The sequence below is a fragment of the Gilliamella sp. wkB171 genome, from assembly GCF_001693755.1.
Classification (GTDB): Bacteria; Pseudomonadota; Gammaproteobacteria; order Enterobacterales; family Orbaceae; genus Gilliamella; species Gilliamella apicola_F.
Genome location: NZ_LYST01000043.1, coordinates 39078 through 59589, shown reverse-complemented (window position 1 = coordinate 59589; position 20512 = coordinate 39078). Strand labels below are relative to the sequence as shown.

17 protein-coding genes are annotated in these 20512 nt (G+C 36.1%); 8 read left to right on the top strand and 9 right to left on the bottom strand.

Features of this window, described 5'->3' with window-relative positions:
* Positions 1-179 precede the first annotated feature (179 nt).
* From proP to A9G03_RS12720, 3 genes are all read left to right on the top strand, one after another.
* The gene (gene proP / locus A9G03_RS06390; RefSeq protein WP_065798734.1) at positions 180-1685 is read left to right on the top strand and encodes a glycine betaine/L-proline transporter ProP; all 1506 of its coding nucleotides are present in this window, start codon (positions 180-182) and stop codon (positions 1683-1685) included.
* A gap of 1436 nt (positions 1686-3121) precedes the next feature.
* On the top strand, positions 3122-4366 hold the full coding sequence (locus A9G03_RS06385) for a hypothetical protein (RefSeq protein WP_143425827.1): 1245 nt from the start codon (positions 3122-3124) through the stop codon (positions 4364-4366).
* A 310-nt stretch (positions 4367-4676) separates the two neighbouring features.
* Entirely contained in the window at positions 4677-4811 is a 135-nt protein-coding gene (locus tag A9G03_RS12720) for a hypothetical protein (RefSeq protein WP_257006545.1), read from the top strand.
* A gap of 252 nt (positions 4812-5063) precedes the next feature.
* Here the strand turns inward: A9G03_RS12720 and A9G03_RS06375 are convergent, their stop codons facing one another.
* From A9G03_RS06375 to A9G03_RS06350, 6 genes are all read right to left on the bottom strand, one after another.
* A complete protein-coding gene (locus A9G03_RS06375; protein WP_065798732.1) occupies positions 5064-6179 on the bottom strand; it encodes an ABC transporter permease in 1116 nt (371 codons plus the stop codon).
* A 19-nt stretch (positions 6180-6198) separates the two neighbouring features.
* The gene (locus A9G03_RS06370; protein WP_065798731.1) at positions 6199-7317 is read right to left on the bottom strand and encodes an ABC transporter permease; all 1119 of its coding nucleotides are present in this window, start codon (positions 7315-7317) and stop codon (positions 6199-6201) included.
* Complete coding sequence (locus tag A9G03_RS06365) at positions 7314-9044, bottom strand: ATP-binding cassette domain-containing protein (protein WP_065798730.1); 1731 nt, start codon at positions 9042-9044, stop codon at positions 7314-7316. The genes A9G03_RS06370 and A9G03_RS06365 overlap by 4 nt, the downstream gene beginning before the upstream one ends.
* A gap of 10 nt (positions 9045-9054) precedes the next feature.
* On the bottom strand, positions 9055-10044 hold the full coding sequence (hlyD, locus tag A9G03_RS06360; RefSeq protein WP_065798729.1) for a secretion protein HlyD: 990 nt from the start codon (positions 10042-10044) through the stop codon (positions 9055-9057).
* An 18-nt stretch (positions 10045-10062) separates the two neighbouring features.
* A complete protein-coding gene (locus tag A9G03_RS06355) occupies positions 10063-10557 on the bottom strand; it encodes a MarR family transcriptional regulator (protein ID WP_065798728.1) in 495 nt (164 codons plus the stop codon).
* 147 nt (positions 10558-10704) lie between these two features.
* On the bottom strand, positions 10705-11232 hold the full coding sequence (locus tag A9G03_RS06350) for a DUF4865 family protein (protein ID WP_065634851.1): 528 nt from the start codon (positions 11230-11232) through the stop codon (positions 10705-10707).
* A gap of 107 nt (positions 11233-11339) precedes the next feature.
* Here A9G03_RS06350 and A9G03_RS06345 point away from each other — a divergent pair, with 107 nt between their 5' ends.
* Positions 11340-12077, top strand: coding sequence for a LysR family transcriptional regulator (locus A9G03_RS06345; RefSeq protein WP_065634850.1), 738 nt, complete (start codon positions 11340-11342; stop codon positions 12075-12077).
* Between the two features lie 17 nt (positions 12078-12094).
* On the opposite strand, the gene A9G03_RS06340 is transcribed toward A9G03_RS06345, so the two are convergent.
* On the bottom strand, positions 12095-12961 hold the full coding sequence (locus tag A9G03_RS06340) for a helix-turn-helix transcriptional regulator (RefSeq protein WP_065634849.1): 867 nt from the start codon (positions 12959-12961) through the stop codon (positions 12095-12097).
* Between the two features lie 254 nt (positions 12962-13215).
* On the opposite strand from A9G03_RS06340, the gene fsa reads away from it, so the two are divergent.
* From fsa to A9G03_RS06325, 3 genes are all read left to right on the top strand, one after another.
* Entirely contained in the window at positions 13216-13878 is a 663-nt protein-coding gene (fsa, locus tag A9G03_RS06335) for a fructose-6-phosphate aldolase (RefSeq protein ID WP_065798727.1), read from the top strand.
* Positions 13879-14029: 151 nt separating this feature from the next.
* On the top strand, positions 14030-14818 hold the full coding sequence (locus tag A9G03_RS06330; protein ID WP_065798726.1) for a siderophore-interacting protein: 789 nt from the start codon (positions 14030-14032) through the stop codon (positions 14816-14818).
* A 17-nt stretch (positions 14819-14835) separates the two neighbouring features.
* Entirely contained in the window at positions 14836-15423 is a 588-nt protein-coding gene (locus A9G03_RS06325; protein ID WP_065798725.1) for an acyl carrier protein phosphodiesterase, read from the top strand.
* 59 nt (positions 15424-15482) lie between these two features.
* Here A9G03_RS06325 and A9G03_RS06320 read toward each other — a convergent pair whose 3' ends face one another.
* Complete coding sequence (locus A9G03_RS06320; protein WP_065798724.1) at positions 15483-17564, bottom strand: 3-hydroxybutyrate oligomer hydrolase family protein; 2082 nt, start codon at positions 17562-17564, stop codon at positions 15483-15485.
* Positions 17565-17677: 113 nt separating this feature from the next.
* The gene (gene ilvY / locus A9G03_RS06315) at positions 17678-18583 is read right to left on the bottom strand and encodes an HTH-type transcriptional activator IlvY (RefSeq protein WP_065798723.1); all 906 of its coding nucleotides are present in this window, start codon (positions 18581-18583) and stop codon (positions 17678-17680) included.
* Positions 18584-18782: 199 nt separating this feature from the next.
* On the opposite strand from ilvY, the gene prfC reads away from it, so the two are divergent.
* A complete protein-coding gene (prfC, locus tag A9G03_RS06310; protein ID WP_065634843.1) occupies positions 18783-20375 on the top strand; it encodes a peptide chain release factor 3 in 1593 nt (530 codons plus the stop codon).
* Positions 20376-20512 lie beyond the last annotated feature (137 nt).

Genomic DNA, 20512 nt, shown 5'->3' with positions numbered 1-20512 from the left:
AAAATATTCGTTTTATAATTATTATCAAGTACCTTCTTTTATCTTTACAAGATTTTGTTCTACATTTAAGTCAATACATATTTTGAACTCGAGTTTAATTGGTCATTAAATCGATATTAATTACTTTGCTTAATTGCATTGTCCAATATCATTTTATTAGTATTCAATAGGTGTATTTTATGAAAAAAATATCAAAATCGACAAGTAAACCTTTAGATATTAATGATATTACTATCATCGATGATAGTAAGTTAAAAAAAGCAATAATTGCAGCAGCACTCGGTAATGCGATGGAATGGTTTGATTTTGGCGTTTATGGCTTTTTAGCTTATGTTTTAGGTCAAGTATTTTTTCCTGATGCATCACCGAGTATTCAAGTTGTTGCTGCCTTGGCAACTTTTTCGGTGCCGTTTTTAGTTCGTCCATTAGGTGGATTAGTATTTGGTGTTTTAGGTGATAAATTGGGTCGACAGAAAATCCTTTCTGTTACCATTATTATCATGTCTTTAAGTACCTTTTGTATTGGTTTAATTCCTTCTTATGCCTCTATCGGTATAGCTGCACCCATTTTATTATTAGTGGCCAAACTAGCCCAAGGATTTTCTATCGGGGGAGAGTATTCTGGTGCAGCTATTTTTGTTGCTGAATATTCACCGGACCGTAAACGTGGATTTATGGGGAGCTGGCTTGATTTTGGCTCGATTGCCGGCTTTTTAGTTGGGGCAGGGCTAGTTGTGCTCCTCTCTACATTACTTGGCGAATCAACATTTCATCAATGGGGATGGCGCATTCCATTCATCTTTGCTTTACCCTTAGGTATAATCGGTCTTTATTTACGGCATGCATTAGAAGAAACCCCAGCCTTTCAACAGCATACAGATTCAACCAATAGTCAGCAAAATAGCGATAGTGATACCTCAGCAACAATGTCATTTAAACAAATTTTCAGCAAATATTGGAAAAGTTTATTGGTTTGTGTTGGCTTAGTGATTGTCACCAATGTCACTTATTACATGTTACTCACTTATATGCCGAGTTATTTATCACATAATCTAAATTATCCTACCGATCATGGCGTTTTAATTATTATTGCTATCATGATTGGTATGTTATTTGTACAACCTGTGATTGGTCTAATTAGTGATAAAATTGGTCGAAAACCCTTTATTGTTGGTGGTAGTTTAGGATTACTGGTTCTTTCTTATCCCGCTTTTGCGATGATCAATAGCGATGTTATTGGTCTTATCTTCTTAGGATTATTAATTTTAGCCGTACTGCTTAACTGCTTTACTGGTGTTATGGCATCAATTTTACCTGCTATTTTTCCAACGAGTATTCGCTATAGTGCCCTTGCTATTTCATTTAACATTTCGGTACTGATCGCTGGTGCGACACCAACTGCTGCCGCTTGGCTTGTTGAAGAGAGTGGCAATTTATATATGCCAGCTTACTATTTAATGGTGGTCGCATTAATAGGGTTAATCACTGGTTTTAAAATGAATGAAACAGCCAACCAACCCTTAAGAGGTGCAACCCCAGCGGCATCTGACAAGTCTGAAGCAAACGAAATTCTAACAGAACATTTTGATTCAATTGAACAAAAAGTCGAAGATATTGATGAGCAAATTGAATCATTACAAGAACAACGACAAGATTTAGTCGATCAACATCCAAAGCTTGATTAATATTATTGAGTTATCATAAAACAAGCCAATATTTGTTAATCAATTGATTTTTTATAATGAGTCGTAAACGTAGCTAATTTGGTAATGTTGATGATGCTGTTAGCCGTCTAATTAAGGGAATCCGATGATTCCCTTATCTAAACTTAGGCAGTGATAAAACTATTTTCACAGTAACATATGAGTAATATTTAATTTTGTTATATTAAGATCTATCTCGGTTTTAACCATTATCCAGATGATTTGAGATCATACCTGTTTTTATAAAAAGCACATACACAATTCCAATAACTAACTTGAAATCACCGATAAAAATGAACCAATCATTGGTATTTTTTGACTAAGTTAACATGCAAAAACATCGTTATGTTTAACCCTTTTTTTTACCTTAAATTTAAATTAAATAAAATCAATGTATTAAAAACAAGCTCAAAAAAAGGGTTTTTAGCAAGAAAAATGTATTTTGTCTTTTATCTGACAGGCGTTATAGTATGTCTGGTTCTAGATTAACGCCGTATAGGTAGTTTATAAAATCCAGCACCGAACTCTAAACGCTAACGTCTGGATTAAGGCTGTATAAACGTCAGATAATTTAGTCTATCTCTCTTTATACTATGATCAGCAATTCATAGTATAAAGAGAGTTTCTTACTCAGAAATAGTGGGCAACATTGTACTTTTTCTGATACTTATCAATTTTGTTGCAAAAATAATTACAACTCACGTGTCCTCTTAAAAATAATCAATTAATCAGAATATATTACACAACAGATTAAGGTAGCATATGACCTTTTCACTGGTGGATAATCATCGCGGTAACCATAAAATACTATGATAATTATGCAAAAGATTCATTGATTAAGTTAATGGTTAATCCTAGTAGGTATTCGTCATTAAATTGTAGACTTAAAATACATTTATAACGTTGCTATTGATGATTATTGACAAAAATTTACATAAATACACATTACAATTTTTATATTCTATTTTACGATTGAACCGCATTATTGACATTATCACGCACAAAAAAGCTGCATTAGATGATATACATAAAAGCTAATACATTGTATTTTTTTGAAAAAAGTTAATCAAATTAGCTATAAGGAGTAGTAAAAATATGTTAAAATATGGTCTTAATCGGGCATCGGGCATCGGGCATCGGGCATCGGGCATCGGGCATCGGGCATCGGGCATCGCAATTTTTTGTTCAAAAATCCATCTTTAAATTTATTTCTACATTTTCCAAATATTAATCAAAGTAAACAATCGTTTGTCAAAATTTGTTTCAGAAAGGGCATAATAAATTTAGGATTATCAAACCTCTTTTTGTTATTAATATTGACAGCGTTATCGATAAAGCAGGTGTATGGCTTAAACTCACAAACAGCTCAGGTAATTAATGGCACAGGGCCTTATTTAACCTTTGACAATGGAAAGACAGTGTCAACAACAATATTACCACTCTTATCGTTAACGTTGCCGGATAATAAGGTGATAAGCGCGTTGGAAGACAAATCATCAGTAGTTGAGCCCATTGTGATAGAAAAAGTGCCGACAACTTTTAATGATATCAAAACCCATTTACCTTTTAACAATTATCCATCAATGCCGTTAGCCAATGCGATAGTAGCAAATAATTATTGGCGTGATCCAGATGGAGATAAACTTTTTACCATAACGGGTTCTATGAGAGTGAAATGGGAAACGTACGATGGTGAAGATGTGACCGATTATGTGAAATCGAATCCGAATAGTGAGTTAGATGCGTGTAAATCTCCCTATAAATTAACACTTAGTGCCGATGATGGTGCTTTAGCAACCCGTTATGGTATACCGGATATAGGTCAATTTACGGGGGCAAGCCACAGTTATTATATTTTATCTAAACGCGAAGTATGTTATCTCAAACCTAACGCAACAATTGTGCTACCCGCTAAGCAATGGTTAACTAATAATCAAAAAGGCGATTTTAACTTTGATTCAGATTCAGATAATTGGTGGAATATACCCGACAGCACAAAACCAGATCCTCTTAATGGCGGTGGTTATACTTCAGATTATGTGCCTAATTTGGGTTTTAAAGCGGCGCCATCAGTATCGTCAAATAAGTTTCCTTCTACTGGCTTTCCTGGTGCACAGTTTCAGCTAATATTAACTGGTGCGCAAACAGATTATAACTATTCTGTTCCTAACAATCCTGGTGGAAAAGTCTCGATTGATAAATTAGGCAACGTACTACTTAGTGATAAGCCTTCTGGACCTGTCACTGTTCGGGCAACGTTAAAAAACAATCCATTGTTAAAGTATGATTATACTTTTGATCCACGAGGTATTTGGGTTGTACCTTATGAATTTGCATATAATTGGCAGAATGCGTCTAATTTTTGTAGTTTGATAACTCGTAAAGAATTAACTAATTCCCCTCGTAGTGCTGCGCCAATGAATTGGATTTATCAATATAGTGCTTATACAAGGTCTATTGGCGAAAGCATTTTGGGTGAATGGGGACATTTAGATAAAAATACCTATCCAAAATCACACTGGCTAGATCAGCTGTTTTGGACAGCAGACTATTGGGGAACATTATCGGGTGGTAACAGTGCGCACTTTCGAATAGGTTTGTACTATGGTGATGTTGGTGTGGGTGTCGATACCAATATGCATTATGTTTTATGTAAAGAATGATTTAACTACGTGTTTATTTAATGACTATCCAATTGATTTAAATAGTATAAATTAGATAAGGATTTCATGTTGCAATAAGGATTTATGATCAATATTTGTCATAAGTTGGATTATCAACAGAATTTAAATAAGGCATTTTTATTTAAAGAAGGTGCTTTTTTAAGCACATATAATCTAACTGTATTTGTCATTAACCAGCAATTAGGTTACTGTTTTAAAATTGTTTTATTTCAATTTAAAACATATCTTAATAAGTCGATTTTTGTGTGTAGCTTTTTCCGTAACTAAGCTAAGCGAACATTTGCCATAAGTGATTTCAACCGAGTTTGGCGTACAACTTGAGGGCGAGTATGGTGTGGATGGTTATAGCGATGAATACACGCGACGTTGCCATAACATTAACGAAGTAAATGTTGTGGCAAAAGCCCGCAACGAGTCGTTGTAAACGAACGAGGCGCGGGCGTCGGAGCCGCAAGCATACAATTAGATCAAAATTTAAGCAATACATCTATCTAACTCAGTAAGCAGCAGGTAAGTTATTCACGCGGTTGGCCGCCAAATTTTTTTCTTCAGACGCTGATTTGGTTTTATAGAGCGTTAAAAATAATAAATAACAAGCTTGTCGTAGTATAAGTGGCATAAAAATAGGTCAATAATCATAATAGGCATTATTCGAATCTTCGAATGTTATGAGATGTTACACATACTTTTTAAATAGATAGTAAGCACTACCACCTAATAATATTGTGATGGCATACAGTTTCCATAAACTATGCCAGATAATAGCAAAACTGACATTTTTTAGATAAATCTGCTTTGTTAGTTCGACAAAATGGCGCACCGGATTAATTTCTGTTAGATATTGTAAAAAAATTGGCATGTTTTCGACCGGCGCAATAAATCCTGATAATAATATTGCCGGCATCATAAAGGTAATAATACCAATAAATGCTTGTTGTTGAGTTGAACAAAGCGCAGAAATAAATAAGCCAAATCCAACTAACGATAATCCATAACTAAACATACATAAATAAAAATAAATGAGTGATCCTTGAAAGGTAATGCCATAAAGAAAAATGCTGGCAATCAGTATCAGACTGCCTTGTAACATGGCGACAATAATTGCTGGTATTGCTTTACCAGTAAAAATTTGCCAAGTCATTAAAGGTGAAATGCGTAACTGGTCAAGGGTACCTTGTTCGCGTTCACGCGCTACCGAAAGTGAGGTGACAATCATAACGCCGATAGTCGTAATTAACGCAATTAAGGACGGTAAGATAAAATGTTTATAGTCTAAATTACTGTTGTAACGATGACGGACAATCAATTGACTACTATTTTGCCCTAGTTGTTCTTGCTGATATTGCATAATAATTTGTTGAATATAGCTAGCAGCAATTTGTGCACTGTTAGACTTGCGACCATCTAAAATAATTTGGATTTGTGTGGATTGCCCACTAAGTAATTTTTGCGAAAAATCACTAGGAAATTGCACCGCAACTAAGGCTTTTTGATAATTAATTGTATCAATAATGGCCTGCTGCGAATCGAGTACTAATATTTTAGAAAAAGAACTCGAATGTGCAAATCGATCAATTAACTCTGTACTCGGTTCATCTATTGTTGGTCTATACACGGCTATTGTTGCATTGGTGACATCAAGCGTAGCGGCAAAAGGAAAGATAAAAATTTGCAGTAAAACTGGCATGACTAAAATAAGACGGGTTTGTTTATCTTGCCAAAGTAGGGCGAGCTCTTTTTTTATTAGAGTCAATGTTCGATATAGGGTTATTGTGTTAATCAATTTTATCATAGTAATTGTTCCGGTTAGCTTAATCTAATTGCATACGGGTTTTTTTAAATATCACCACAAATAAAAGACAGATACAGGTAATTAAAAAAGACGCATTAATTAGCATTACCGATACAATATCGCCGGCTAAAAACAGCGTTTGTAAAATATTGACGTAGTAACGAGCCGGGATGATATAAGTAACGAGTTGAATAATGGCCGGCATACTGTTGATTTCAAATACAAATCCCGAAAGCATAACGGCTGGTAAAAATGCCGCGTTTAATGCAATCATAGCTGCATTAAACTGGTTGCGGGCTAATGTTGATATTAATAAACCCAGTTGTAAAATAACCAGTAAAAATAAACTACTCACAATTAATAATAGTGTAATCGAACCGCGAAAAGGCACTTGCATGATGCCCACCGTCACAATTACACAAATAATTAACGCGAGTAGACCAATTAGATAATAGGGAATAAGCTTTGATAATAAAAACTCTAACTTAGTCATTGGCGTTGATAATAACGCTTCCATCGTGCCACGTTCCCATTCACGAGCAATCACCAGAGCAGTTAGAATTGAACCTATCACTGTCATAATGATCGTAATAGCGCCAGGTAAAATAAAGTTTTTGCTTATCGCCGCTGAGTTAAACCAAACGTGCGAGGTTATTTCAATACCTTGACGATGGTCAATCAATCGTTGTTGGTTTTGCTTTTGTTGCCAAATTTGCCATATGCTCGTTAAATAACCTTGTACAAAATTAGCAGTATTGGGTTCACTGCCATCGGTGATAAGTTGAATAGTTCCTTGGTGATTTTGTACTGCTTGCGCAAAATTAACGGGTATGACAACTATCCCTCGAATTTGTCCGGCGCTTAATTTTGTTGATAATTCATAGCGGTTATTTGAAAACACAGGATCAATAAAGGGGGAACCATTCAATTCTTGTACAAAATCATGAGCCGGCTGGCTTTGTTGTTCGACTAATACACCAATACGAATTTTGTTGGAATCTAAACTAATACCGTAACCAAATAGGAACAATAATAACAAGGGAATAATAATGGTGATCATCCAGCTACTTGGATCACGAAGGATTTGCTTAATCTCTTTGTTACACAGTGTCAATGTACGGCTGAATGAAAACATCATAATGTTTTTCCTGATTTAGCATCAACGACCAGTTTAATAAAAGTTTGCTCCATAGTTGCATTGTCGGCGACGGATTGCTTTAATTGATTTGGTGAACCTAAAGCAATCACTCTGCCACCATTAATTAAAGCGATGCGATCACAATATTCAGCCTCATCCATAAAGTGCGTTGTCACCATAACCGTTACACCTTTTTCAACCAGACTATTAATATGAACCCAAAATTCACGACGCGTTATCGGATCGACTCCTGATGTCGGTTCATCTAAAAAGACAATTTCGGGTTTATGCATCAAAGCACAAGCTAAAGCTAATCGTTGTTTAAATCCTAGTGGCAATGATTCAGGTTTTTTAGCTAACATTGGCGCTAAATCGAATGCGGTTATCATCTCGTTAATACGTTGTTTTTGTTCATCTGCCATCAAGCCATAAATCCCCGCAAAAAAGCGCAGATTTTGATACACACTCAATTTATCATATAGCGAAAAGCGTTGCGCCATATAGCCAATGCGTTCACGTACTTGGATCGCACTTTTTTTCAGATCTAACCCCAAGACTAAGGCTTTTCCGCGACTAACAGGCAATAAGCCGCACATCATTTTAAACGTTGTTGATTTACCTGCGCCATTCGGGCCTAATAAACCAAAAATTTCGCCACGTTTAATGGTAAAATTTACCTGATCTGTGGCAATAAAGCTGCCAAAAGTTTTTGTCAAATCTTTGGCTTCGATAACAATATCATCTAATGAACCCGATATTTTCGGCATAATTTTAGTCAATATCGATTCTTTATGAGTAATACCACCAAGTAAATCGATAAATGCATCTTCAAAACGCCCACAAGTGGGTTTACTGGTAATATCGGGGATAGGCAGATGCTTTAATATTTGCTCAATAGATTGATCTGATTTTATAATCAAGCGAATATTATCGCCTTCAATCACACCGTCACTTACTGCGGGTAATTTTAAAACTGTTTGTAATAACTTTCGATTTGATGTAGATGAAGAAAGCAAGTAAACTCGATTGGCAACGCGCTGGGTTAGCCGTTGCGGTTGTCCTTGAAAAAGTAATTCACCTTTATTAAGCAATAAAATAGATTTACATTGTTCAGCTTCGTCAAGGTAAGATGTACTCCATATGATAAGCATCCCTTCATTGGCTAACTGATGCACCATTTGCCATAGTTCCTTGCGTGAAATCGGATCAACGCCAACACCCGGTTCATCGAGCAACAAAATTTGTGGATCGCCCAATAAAGTACAAGCTAGACCAAGTTTCTGCTTCATCCCGCCGGATAACTTACCGGCTAGTCGTTCAGTAAAGCGCGCCAAATCGGTAAATTTAAGCAGTTTATCGAAAATTTGCTGACGATCTTCGCTTTTGATATCACGTAGATCAGCAAATAAATTAAGATTTTCTAACACGGTCAAATCTTCATAAAGACCAAACTTTTGGGGCATATAGCCTACAATTGTCCGTAGTTGATCACGGTTTTCTATCGGGTTTAATCCTGCAACAGTAATTTTGCCTTCACTTGGCGTAAGCAACCCTGCTAACATTCGTAACAAGGTGGTTTTGCCGGCGCCATCCGGACCCACCAAACCAGTCACCCCATGTGCGGAAAGGGTTATCGATAACGGCTTTATAGCAATTGTTACCGGTTGATTGTTTTGCACAAACTGTTTGGTGACCTTATCGAGTACAATTTGCTGATGATTTTGCATAATGTCACCATTATTGTGAAAATTTAATGGTTACCGGCATACCTTGACGTAACATCTCATCTGCTTGACCTTCACCGGTTTGGTTAATTTGAATTCGCAAACGGTAAACTAAATCAGTGCGTAATACGGGTGTTTCAACCGTTTTCGGGGTAAATTCAGCTGTAGGAGACACAAAGCCAATTTGACCGATATAGGGTCTGTCCGGCTGAGAATCGGTATATACATAAACGGTTCGACCCGGTATGGCTTGACTTAAATTGACTTCATCGATATAAGCACGCACCCAAACTGGCCTATCTAACGAAATCGCATAAATCGGTGTGCCTGCACTCAACATTGTACCGGCTTCAACTGCGCGAGTTAAAATGGTGCCGTCAGTAGGAGCATAAAGTTCGGTATCCGATAAATTAAGTTCAGCTTGTTCAAGCTCAGCTTTTGCCACTGCAACGGTTGCTTGTGCTGATTCAATTTCCTCTTTGCGATAACCGTTAGTGAGTTGATCTAGCTTTTGTTTTGCTGTCTGTAAATTGGCTTTGGCTTGATTTCGCAAGGTTAAGCTGTTATCCAGTTGATCTTTAGATATCGAGGCGGATTTAATCAATGTTGCCATGCGTTGATAATTGCTTTCGGCATAATCATAACTCGCTTGATACTGTAAGACTTGTGCAGTAGCTTGCGCGACTTCTTCTTTACGATAGCCGGTGGTGACTAAATCCAATTGCGCTTGCTGCATCATTAAATTGGCTTTCGCCTGATCTAAAGCAATTTGATAAGGTTTAGCATCAAGTTTAGCTAATAGATCACCTTGTTTGATATGATCGCCTTCTTCATGATTTAACTGCATTAAGCGACCTGAAACACGAAAACTACTATTCACAGTGCGAATATCGACATTACCATATAAAACCAGTGAAGCCGGGCTTTTATAAATAAACCAAACGATACAACTTATTGCCAAAATGAATAATAATATTAGAGGTATGAGCTGTTTTTTCTTCATAAATATTCTCGCTTATCGTTATTCAGTAAGGTGCTTTAAAAGTTTAGTTAAGATTGAACGTAACTGCTGCCGTTCTTCTTGCGAAATAATTTGCCAGGCAGCAACCATTTTCTGTTCGATAGGGGGTAACTCATTTTTCAAAAAATTAGTCCCCTTATTTGTCAAAATCAGACAGTGGGAACGACGATCGTTCGCATCATCTTGGCGTTCAACCAGACCATTTGCGACCAATGTCTCGACACAACGGCTGACTTGCACACGCGAAAAATTGGTTAACTCGCTGACTTGTGACGGCTTCACACCGTCAGGATGATGCCAATGAATCACCAGTAAAATGGCAAATAATTTGTCATCAAGCTGATACTGTTGGTAAGTTTGGTTAAGATTTTCTAACAGTGTTTCGGTACTAAACTGTAATAAACGAGTCAAAAAAATCTCATCATAGTTGAATGAAAGTCCACGAGATTTAAATTTATCAATCAGTTTTTCAACGGTTGTAATGGGGATCGCCATAAAAAAGCCTTATTAAATTAGTTTCAATTGAAACTATAACAAATGAAACTAATTTTAACAATAACAATTTATAGCATTCATTAACATGCTGTTATTTAAATGTTTTCCAATTGTAACGGCACTATTTTGCCGTTAGCTTTTAGTTAATTATTGACCGAGTGAAAGATGTAATACCTGATAGAGATTGTGATTAACTAATGTCGGTTTTTCATGAAAAAAAGTGAAAATACAATACATCCATTTATCAGGATTATAGATTACTATTTGTCCTGTTTGATTTTGATGTGTGGGATGTTTGAAGTCGAACCCTTTTAATTGTGGTTGAGCCGTAATGACGAAGTTTTCTTCTAACATGTAATTGCTTTGTTTAAAACGATCACTGAGATTGACTTGCGCAGCCACGCCTATATGAATATTTTGCCAACCAAATGAAGTCAGAATATTGTCATAATAACCGTCAAATATGAACGTTGTCATGCCTTCTGTACGTCGCCAAATATAGAGTGGGCAATAGCTATTGGCAATATTATCGTTATCTTTTTCTGAAATTAAGTAAGCTTTAAATAATAAATCTTTAAAACCATCCGTTTTGTGGCCATTAGTCATAATTCGTTGTTTGATTATCTTCATATCATAATCAGCCGGTAAATTTATTTTATATTGCATTGCTTGCATAATTTGTCTCCTTTCAATGTTTGATTTAGTTTAGAAAAGGAATTGAGATTTGAATAATCCTCATTTATGATTGGGGTATCAAAAAAAGTGATAGGTACTGTTTTTAAATGAATTTCAAAGGATTATTGATTTTTAAGACGGTTTATGAAATGAATAGTCTTAATAAAGCCGCTAAAATTTTAGGTTATACTCAATCAAATTTGACGGCTCATTTAAAAAAAATAGAGCATGAGTTACGTGCAAGCTTATTTATTCGTCGATTTGATGGTGTCATACCTACAGAAGAGGGGCAACAGTTTTATCATTTCGCTATTCAAACACTCGATAGATTTGCACAGCTTCAGACATCATTTAAATTTCGCCAACCTACGCTATTAATTTCTGAACTTCTTTTTCAATTTATTGTGATTGAACAACAAAAATATGCAATTGGAACAACGGAGATTGTTATAAAAAGAACCAGTGAGATGAACCATGTTATTAATGAGCAATTTTTTGATAATGTGATTACGTTTAAAAAATTTAATCATGCTGATTATTGTTTAGTGGCTACAAAATATTTACCTGTTACTTTTTTAAAAAGCCATTCAAATATCACTCATCAACAACTGCCTATTTTAATTAATAATGATGTTGATTGTCCGCTAAGAGCTAAGACTTTAGCTATATACCAACAGACGAGTAATATTATTACCGTTGATTCTTTAAGCCAATTGTTGAACCTTGTCGAAAAAGGGCAGGGAATTGCATTATTGCCGTTATTTTTGCAAAAAGATAATTTTGAAAAATTTAATGATGAACAGTATTTGATTGCATTTTATTGTTATCAACACCAATCGATTTAGTTTTTAAACCTCATTTATTATTTTTGTGATAATTTGCTGTGGTATTGACGGCGGTATTCGGTTGGTGTGCGTTCGGTTTTTTTTCTAAAAATTCGGCAAAAGTAGTTACTATCTTGAAAGCCCGATGCTTGTGCGACTTCTTTGACATTTAAATCATAATTTTTTAATAGTGATTTGGCATATTCTATACGTACATGATTTAAATATTCATTTAAGCCAATTTTGCCTTCACGTTGAAATAGATGAGATAAATAGTTAGGCGAGATGTAAAACATATTGGCTAAAAAGTCGCGGGTGATATCGTCACAAAAATGGGTATCGATATATTGTCGGATCGCTTGAAAAATGCTTGCCGTTTTCGATGCAGTTTCGACATTGACATTGAGAAGATCTAAGGTATTACTCAGTAGACTTTGTATCAAAAAGTGCGCGGTTTGATTGTTTTCTGATGGTTGATTATGCCAAGTCAGTTCGGCGAGAGCTTGAATAATAAAAGCGCCGACTCTTGGACCGCGCCTTAACGTATTGATTTGACCATAAGAGGTAAATTGGTTGCCATTCCAATGTAGTAAACTGAGGTTAATTTGTTGTTTGGCAAATAAAATGGTTAATGTGGTGACAGGCTCTTCTAGAATGGGTTTATTCCAACTATGGGCCACAGTATATAAGAGGTCATGGGCTGAAAGCGTTTTGTGAATAATATTGCCGGCATTATCAGTCCATTCAATTGGTTGTGTACCTTCCAGCACAATCTCTATCTTCGGAAAATCAATCTGGTAAGCTTGCAGTGGCGGTGCATTGCTATTATCGGCAAAGTAGATGTGATTAATCTTTATTTGTCCATTAACCAGCTTAGTTAGTGTGTTATTGATGGATATTTTCATGCTATTTAAGTGAGTATGATATCAAGAAATACACGCTGTTTTATAGAGTATATATCGTCAATGATTAAAGCAAAGCATAATAAAATATCTTTATTATTAAATGTGTTAATTATGTGATCAAGATCTCATTTTTATATTTAGCGTACAAAAATCCAGTAAATAGCAAAATCGTCTTCTAGGCTAACAAAACAATATTTTTTACTATGCTAGTGTCTTATCACTCAGATAATCAACCTATATACAAGAGGCATAGTATGGAATTATATTTAGATACAGCGGATATTTCAGCAATTAAGCGTCTTGCCGCAATATTGCCCATTAAAGGTGTCACGACGAATCCAAGTATTGTGGCAAAATCAGGAAAGCCGATTTTTGAGTTGTTAGCCGAGTTACAAGAACTGTTAGGTTCGGATAAAGTACTCTTTGCTCAAGTACTGTCGAATCAAGCTAAAGAGATGATAAAAGAAGCTAAGCAACTAAGAAAAGCTGTGCCAACTATCGTAACTAAAATACCCGTTAATGCCGAAGGTTTAATTGCCATAAAGGAATTGAGCAAACAAGGAATACCAACATTAGGTACGGCGGTATATGGGGCGGCACAGGGTTTTTTAGGTGCTTTAGCCGGCGCTAAATATATAGCACCTTATGTTAATCGCATTGATGCTCAAGGCGGCAATAGTAAAGAGACAATTCAAGAGTTACAGACATTATTAGATTTACATTGTCCTGAATCTATGGTGTTAGCGGCCAGTTTTAGAACACCACGACAAGCCTTGGATTGTTTATTAGCAGGATGTCAATCAATTACGTTACCTGTTGATGTGGCTGAACAATTTATTTCTGATCCAGCTGTGGATGCAGCAATAGTAAAGTTTGAGCAAGATTGGTGCCATGCTTTTGGTTCCTTAACTTATTAATTCAAACTGTCAATACTGTTGTATGCATTGCTCGTAAAGCTAAGCTTTAATTGCGGTATTGAACGCAAAACCGTTAAATAAAAAGTTGGCTATATTTTGGCTATTTTGTTGTATGATAATGCTAATAACATGGAATGAAAGGATCTTAAATATGACAGAACAACATAAAAGAGTGATTGTTAATGCAATATTGACAGTGGTTAAGATTGAAAAAATATCCCATAGTTTTGTTCGATTACACTTTACTTGTAGTAAGCCACTCACGATTGATAAATCTTGGGTTTGTCCACATATTAAATTACTCTTTACTGATCCTGAATCTGGTCAGATTCCTTTTCCCCAGTTAGATGAAAATAATAAAATTATTGTCAATGAACGAACTCGCGAATTGGCTCGAACTTATAGTGTGCGTTATTTTGATGAAGCAACACAACAATTAGCAATTGATTTTGCTATTCATCCAGAAGGTTTGGCAACGTTATGGGCACAGCGGGCAACTGTTGGCGCTCAAGTTGGTGTAGTTGGTGTTGTATCTAAATTAAACGTTGATGATCAGCAGTTAGTTTTTATGGGCGATATCGCTGCCGTGCCTACTATTAGTTACGCTATTGAGCACTTGCCTGATTATCAAAAAGTCAATGCCTTTATTGAAGTTAATCATCCAACCGATGTATTACCCTTACCTGTTCGAGACAACCAACAAATTCATTGGTTAGTCCGTGACAAAGGACAACCAAGTCAACTGATTGATAGCATTTTGGCGACAGATTTTACCGATAATCCACCACTACTTTTTTGGGGGGGAATGGAGGCATCGCTAGCACAGCAGCTGCGTCGAGCGCTAAAAGACAAATATAGTAATTTGCCAGCCGATGCATTCCAAATTACCAGCTATTGGCGTGAAGGATTTGCTGAAGGGCAGTTTAAACACCGTGAATAATTGATTATTCTTATTGTATGAATATTCTTGCACATTTACATTTGGCAACATTGGCAAACAGTTCCTTGATTGGCAATACCGTTGCCGATTTTGTTAAAGGTGATCCTTATATAACTTATCCGCAAACTATTGCAGATGGCATTATGCTTCACCGCAAAATCGATAGCCTGATCGATTCTTTACCCGAAGTGAAGCAAGCTAAACAGTTATTTAGAAAAACTCACCAACGAGTGGCGCCCATTGCATTAGATATTGTTTGGGATCATTTTCTGTCTAAATATTGGTCAGAGTATGGTATAAAATCTTATGCTGCCGTAGCTGAATTTAATCAGTTGACCAAAAAGCAAATTGCCCCTTTTATTGCTAATTATCCAACAGATTATCAATATTTTATGCAGTCAATGTGGCAAGGTAAATGGCTGGAAAATTATGCTTATATTGAATTTATTGAAAAAGTACTTAAAGGTATGGCTGCGCGAAGACCTAAACTCATTTTATTAAAAGAGACAATTGTTGATATTAAGCAACATTATTCAGCGCTTGAATCACTTTTTTTTAAATTATATCCCCAAATGATAAAATTTGTTATTTCCAATCATTTTTAAAAAATAGGCGATTATCGGAATAAGTTTAGTTAATCAACTTACCCGATAATCTTTAGTTGTTAATTTGGAATAGTAAGTTTACCGTTTTCTTTCTTAATGACATTGTTGCGATTTGGTGATTGTGAAATCGGCACTAAGTTTTTAATGGTAGCATCAAGGGTAATATCATTATTACTTACTCGTGGTTTTGTATGAACCACTTGGCTTTCGGGCAGGGTTGCTTTATTCGTTAGATTTGCCCATAACCACTCCATTGCATCTTCACCATAATAATCTATAGGGAGTAAAATGTTCTCAAATGGCGGTTTACCATCTAAATAGCTCGTATTTTCAACTTCAATGTAGCGTAATTGTGAATTTTTACCTTCTACTTGGCTATTTAACGCGACATAAGCTCGTGATGTGTAATCCGGTAATTGTTTAACATTATTACGGCCATGTACAATATAGGTTTTGATTCCATTTAAATTAGCCGAAGCAATGATTTGCCCCATACCATATTGAACGCGCGGATCGTTTATTTTTTTATATAAACATATAGCCCCTTTACTATTATAATCAATGTTTTCTTTGCTTTCAGAACTAGAATAGAAATCCCTTCTAGGTGAAATCACATCTTCATTATTGACCAGCGCTAACGCAGTTGAATCATTACCAATCCATACAGGTAAATGCCCATTAGATAATCCCCAAAGTTGTTCAAAGGCGACTTCTTTTAATGGTGCAACTTTACCGGTATAGTAAATAGGATTTTGTTGCGTGCTAGCAACCGAATAGTTGCACATTCTTTCGGTGATGTCGTAGTGTCCGTAAGCGCTAATGTATTGATAAGGTAAACTGACCGTTTCTTTAAAATAAAAATAGGGTAATTGCATATCCATTTCAGGCGTCCACCCATATTTATGCAGCTTTTCAAGCGCTTCTTCAGGTGTGCCTTCTTTTAATAGTTTAGCTTGTTTTAAGTCATTACAGCGGTTTTGTGAAAAAACATATTTATCGGCAAAAGGAATATGGTTATCTTTATTGTTTTCAATAATTGCTGGCACAGCACAAGGGATATAAAGTGAAGCATATGCGCTGTATTGTGCTATCGATTGATATTCGATTTTAACAGGAGGATTTTTACCAAATTGTACGCTAGCGGGTATTTTTTTGGAATAAGGTACAATTTGCGGGTTTACTGCGACGATTCCTTTTATCACATTATTTTTGTCAAGTTCACCCGCTTTAAGTGCCGCACCGCCGCCATCACTCGCTCCATAGACTAATACTAATGTATTGTCTTTGTTATATTTGATTGTTTTATCTGGTGAATATAATGTATTGAGTTGATAAAATGCAAATTCGATAGAATTTAAAACAAATTCCCCCCAACGCTGCTCTGAATTCTGTCTTGAATGCAGTTGCTTTATGGCGTAGCGGTTGGGATAGGCTTTAACATACCTTTCTCGATTGTTAATATCTGGTTTAAAAAGAAGATTATCTGTTTGTGTTTTGCCATCAATGGCAAATCCACGCTGATTAGTGATATCATAAATACCATTGCCTAATCCCTTATCGTTGTAAACAACCGCACAGTTATGACGTAATCCCCATAATCCTCTAATTTGTACATCGTGAGCATTAAATAATCCATCGGAATCGGTGGAAGGCACCGCAACAATGCAAGGTTTGTTTTTATCAAAATCCAAAGGGATTTGTAATAATAAACCGACAGTTTCTTCTTTATTTTTAAGGGTGGCTAAAACCTCAGTACCTGCCACTTTGCCATCAAACAATGGGGTTAAGGTTTTACGTTGATAACCAAAAAGAGTGCCTTCTCCCGTTTTAGTATCAATGAATCGGTTAAGTTTTGATTGCCTTAGTTCTTGAGTTGTTGGCTGCTTAGGGTTAGCCTGCTTAAGATTGATTTTAGTTGTTGATAGCGGTGTAAAGCCTAAACCCGCTGTGGCTAAGTCATCGCTATCACCATCATAATAGTTTGTACTTTCTATGGTTAACCATTGAGGTTTTACAATAGTATTATTCTCTTCACGGCTAATATTTAAACGTGTATTACCTTTGGCCTGTACTGTAAAAGCAATCGTAGTTGTAGTAAGAAGAATTAATGATGTTAATATTTTTATCGTTCTTGTGTTCATGAAAATATTTCCTTTTTAAACAACCAAGCTTGTCGTCAAAGTATTTTTTATGTTGCTTGCAGTATTAATAATGTAACTATTTTCTAGGTAAATGATTATACACGATATTTTGTTTATTGGGATTGGTTTGGTAAATTAAGATTGCATAATCCCCAAAACGCCGCAATAATTTTTTCTGATAAACGTCTTTTTTGAACACAGATCCCAACGTCAAACGGTTCCATTAAATTGGTTGACCATTCAGTAATTCTTTCCCGAATTCTTTCAGGGCTATTTTCCATAACAACTTTAGGTAATAAGGCTACACCGCAACCTAATGCCACCATAGAAACAATTGCCTCGTGACCTGCAACTGTTGCATAAATTTTGGGGCTCATGATTTTTTGCTGTTTAAACCATAAATCAATGCGATGCCGGCTTGGGCCATGTTCCGGTAGAATAAAAGGTATATTATGCCAATCCGGTTTTTTTTGGTGTAATTTATCACTAAATGAGCTATTGAGCTTGGGTATGAGTAACACCATCTCTATTTCACCAAACTTTAAAAATTCGACTCCTGAAGGTAATTGTTTAGGCTTGCCTGCAATGGCTAAATCGGCTTGATTGGACTGAATTTTTTCAACCGCATCTGCTGCATCGCCGGTTGAGAGTTTAATTTCTACAAGCGGGTAATTAATTCGAAAGCGGTCAAGTATTTCAGGTAAATGGCTGTAAGCGGCTGTTACTGAACAAAATAGAGTTAATTCGCCAACTAATTGTTGATTGGATTGATCTAATTCTTGGCGCACTTGCTGATGCAAACTGATTACTTGCTGAGCAAAACGTTTTACCTTTTCTCCTTCTGGTGTCATTTGGACTTGGCGATTGTCACGAATAAAAAGGGTATGACCAAAATGTTCCTCTAAGCGTTGTATTTGTCTGGATAACGTTGAAGGGCTTACATGCATAGCATCAGCGGTCATACCAAAATGGCATGTTTCGCATAAATGTAAGAACAATTTTAAATCACGAATATTCATAACAAAATCCAATTTATACTGAAAGCTAGGTTTTCTTTCAAACTAAAAAAATGGCAACTAATCAATACTAGTTTAAGCAAACATTATGCATAGATAAACCAATAACGCAAATAACAACATAAATAACTGCAATGGTAAAAATTGACTGGATCTGTTAAAATGGTCAATTATTTTTTGCAGGATAATTATCGTTAATTTTATGACAGAACAAGCTTATTTAGATGAAGTGAATGCGCGTCGCACTTTTGCTATTATTTCGCATCCCGATGCAGGTAAAACAACCATTACCGAAAAAGTATTATTATTTGGTCATGCCATTCAAACAGCTGGAACGGTAAAAGGTCGCGGCGCCAATGCCCAGCACGCTAAATCCGACTGGATGGAGATGGAAAAGCAGCGTGGTATTTCGATTACAACTTCTGTCATGCAGTTTCCTTATAATGAATGTCTGGTTAATTTACTCGATACCCCAGGACATGAAGACTTCTCAGAAGATACCTATCGAACTTTAACGGCCGTTGATAGCTGTTTAATGGTGATTGATGCAGCAAAAGGGGTTGAAGATCGCACGCGTAAATTAATGGAAGTAACGCGTTTACGTAATACGCCGATTTTGACCTTCATGAATAAGCTTGACCGCGATATTCGTGATCCAATGGAACTGCTTGATGAAGTTGAGAATGAGCTCAATATCATGTGTGCACCAATTACTTGGCCAATTGGTTGTGGTAAATTATTTAAAGGTGTCTACCATTTAGCCAAAGATGAAACATATCTTTATCAATCAGGTCAGGGCCATACCATTCAAGAAGTCCGTATTATTAAAGGCTTAACTAATCCTGAATTAGATGCCGCAGTTGGCGATGATTTAGCTGCTCAGCTTCGTGATGAACTTGAGTTAGTGCAGGGTGCATCGAATGAATTTGATTTACAAGCGTTTTTATCCGGTGATTTAACTCCCGTCTTTTTTGGTACCGCATTAGGTAATTTTGGTGTTGATCATATGTTAGATGGCTTAACGGCTTGGGCACCAACACCACAGCCCCGACAAACAGATAAGCGCGAAGTTGAGGCAAGTGAAGAAAAGTTTACAGGTTTTGTCTTTAAGATTCAGGCAAATATGGATCCAAAACACCGAGACCGCGTTGCGTTTATGCGTATTGTGTCGGGTAAATATGAAAAAGGCATGAAATTGCGCCATGTTCGTCTTGCTAAAGATGTCAATATCTCTGATGCATTAACCTTTATGGCAGGCGATCGTGAACATGTAGAAGAGGCTTACGCAGGCGATATTATTGGATTGCATAATCATGGCACTATCCAAATTGGTGACACCTTTACCCAAGGTGAAGATCTTAAGTTTACCGGTATTCCTAACTTTGCCCCGGAACTATTCCGTCGAATTCGTTTAAAAGATCCGCTAAAACAAAAACAATTATTAAAAGGATTAGTGCAATTGTCTGAAGAGGGCGCTGTGCAGGTATTTCGACCATTAGCCAACAATGACTTAATCGTTGGAGCAGTTGGTGTACTTCAGTTTGATGTGGTCGTTGCTCGATTAAAATCTGAATATAATGTTGAAGCAATTTATGAACCGGTGAATGTGACCACCGCTCGCTGGGTAGAATGTAGTGATGTGAAGAAATTCGAAGAGTTTAAACGCAAGTGTGAGCAAAATTTAGCGTTAGATGGGGGTGATAATTTATCCTATATTGCGCCAAGTATGGTTAACTTAAATCTAACTCAAGAACGTTATCCAGATGTCGAATTTAGAAAAACACGGGAACATTAATTGTTATTATTTTTCTATTGTTGTTTGAAAAAATGAAGAGCTGGGTTTTCCCAGCTTTTTTATATTGTAGAGAAATTGAAACGATATAAAATAAAGGCGACAGCCAGTATTAGTATCCGTACTTTGATCACTCAATT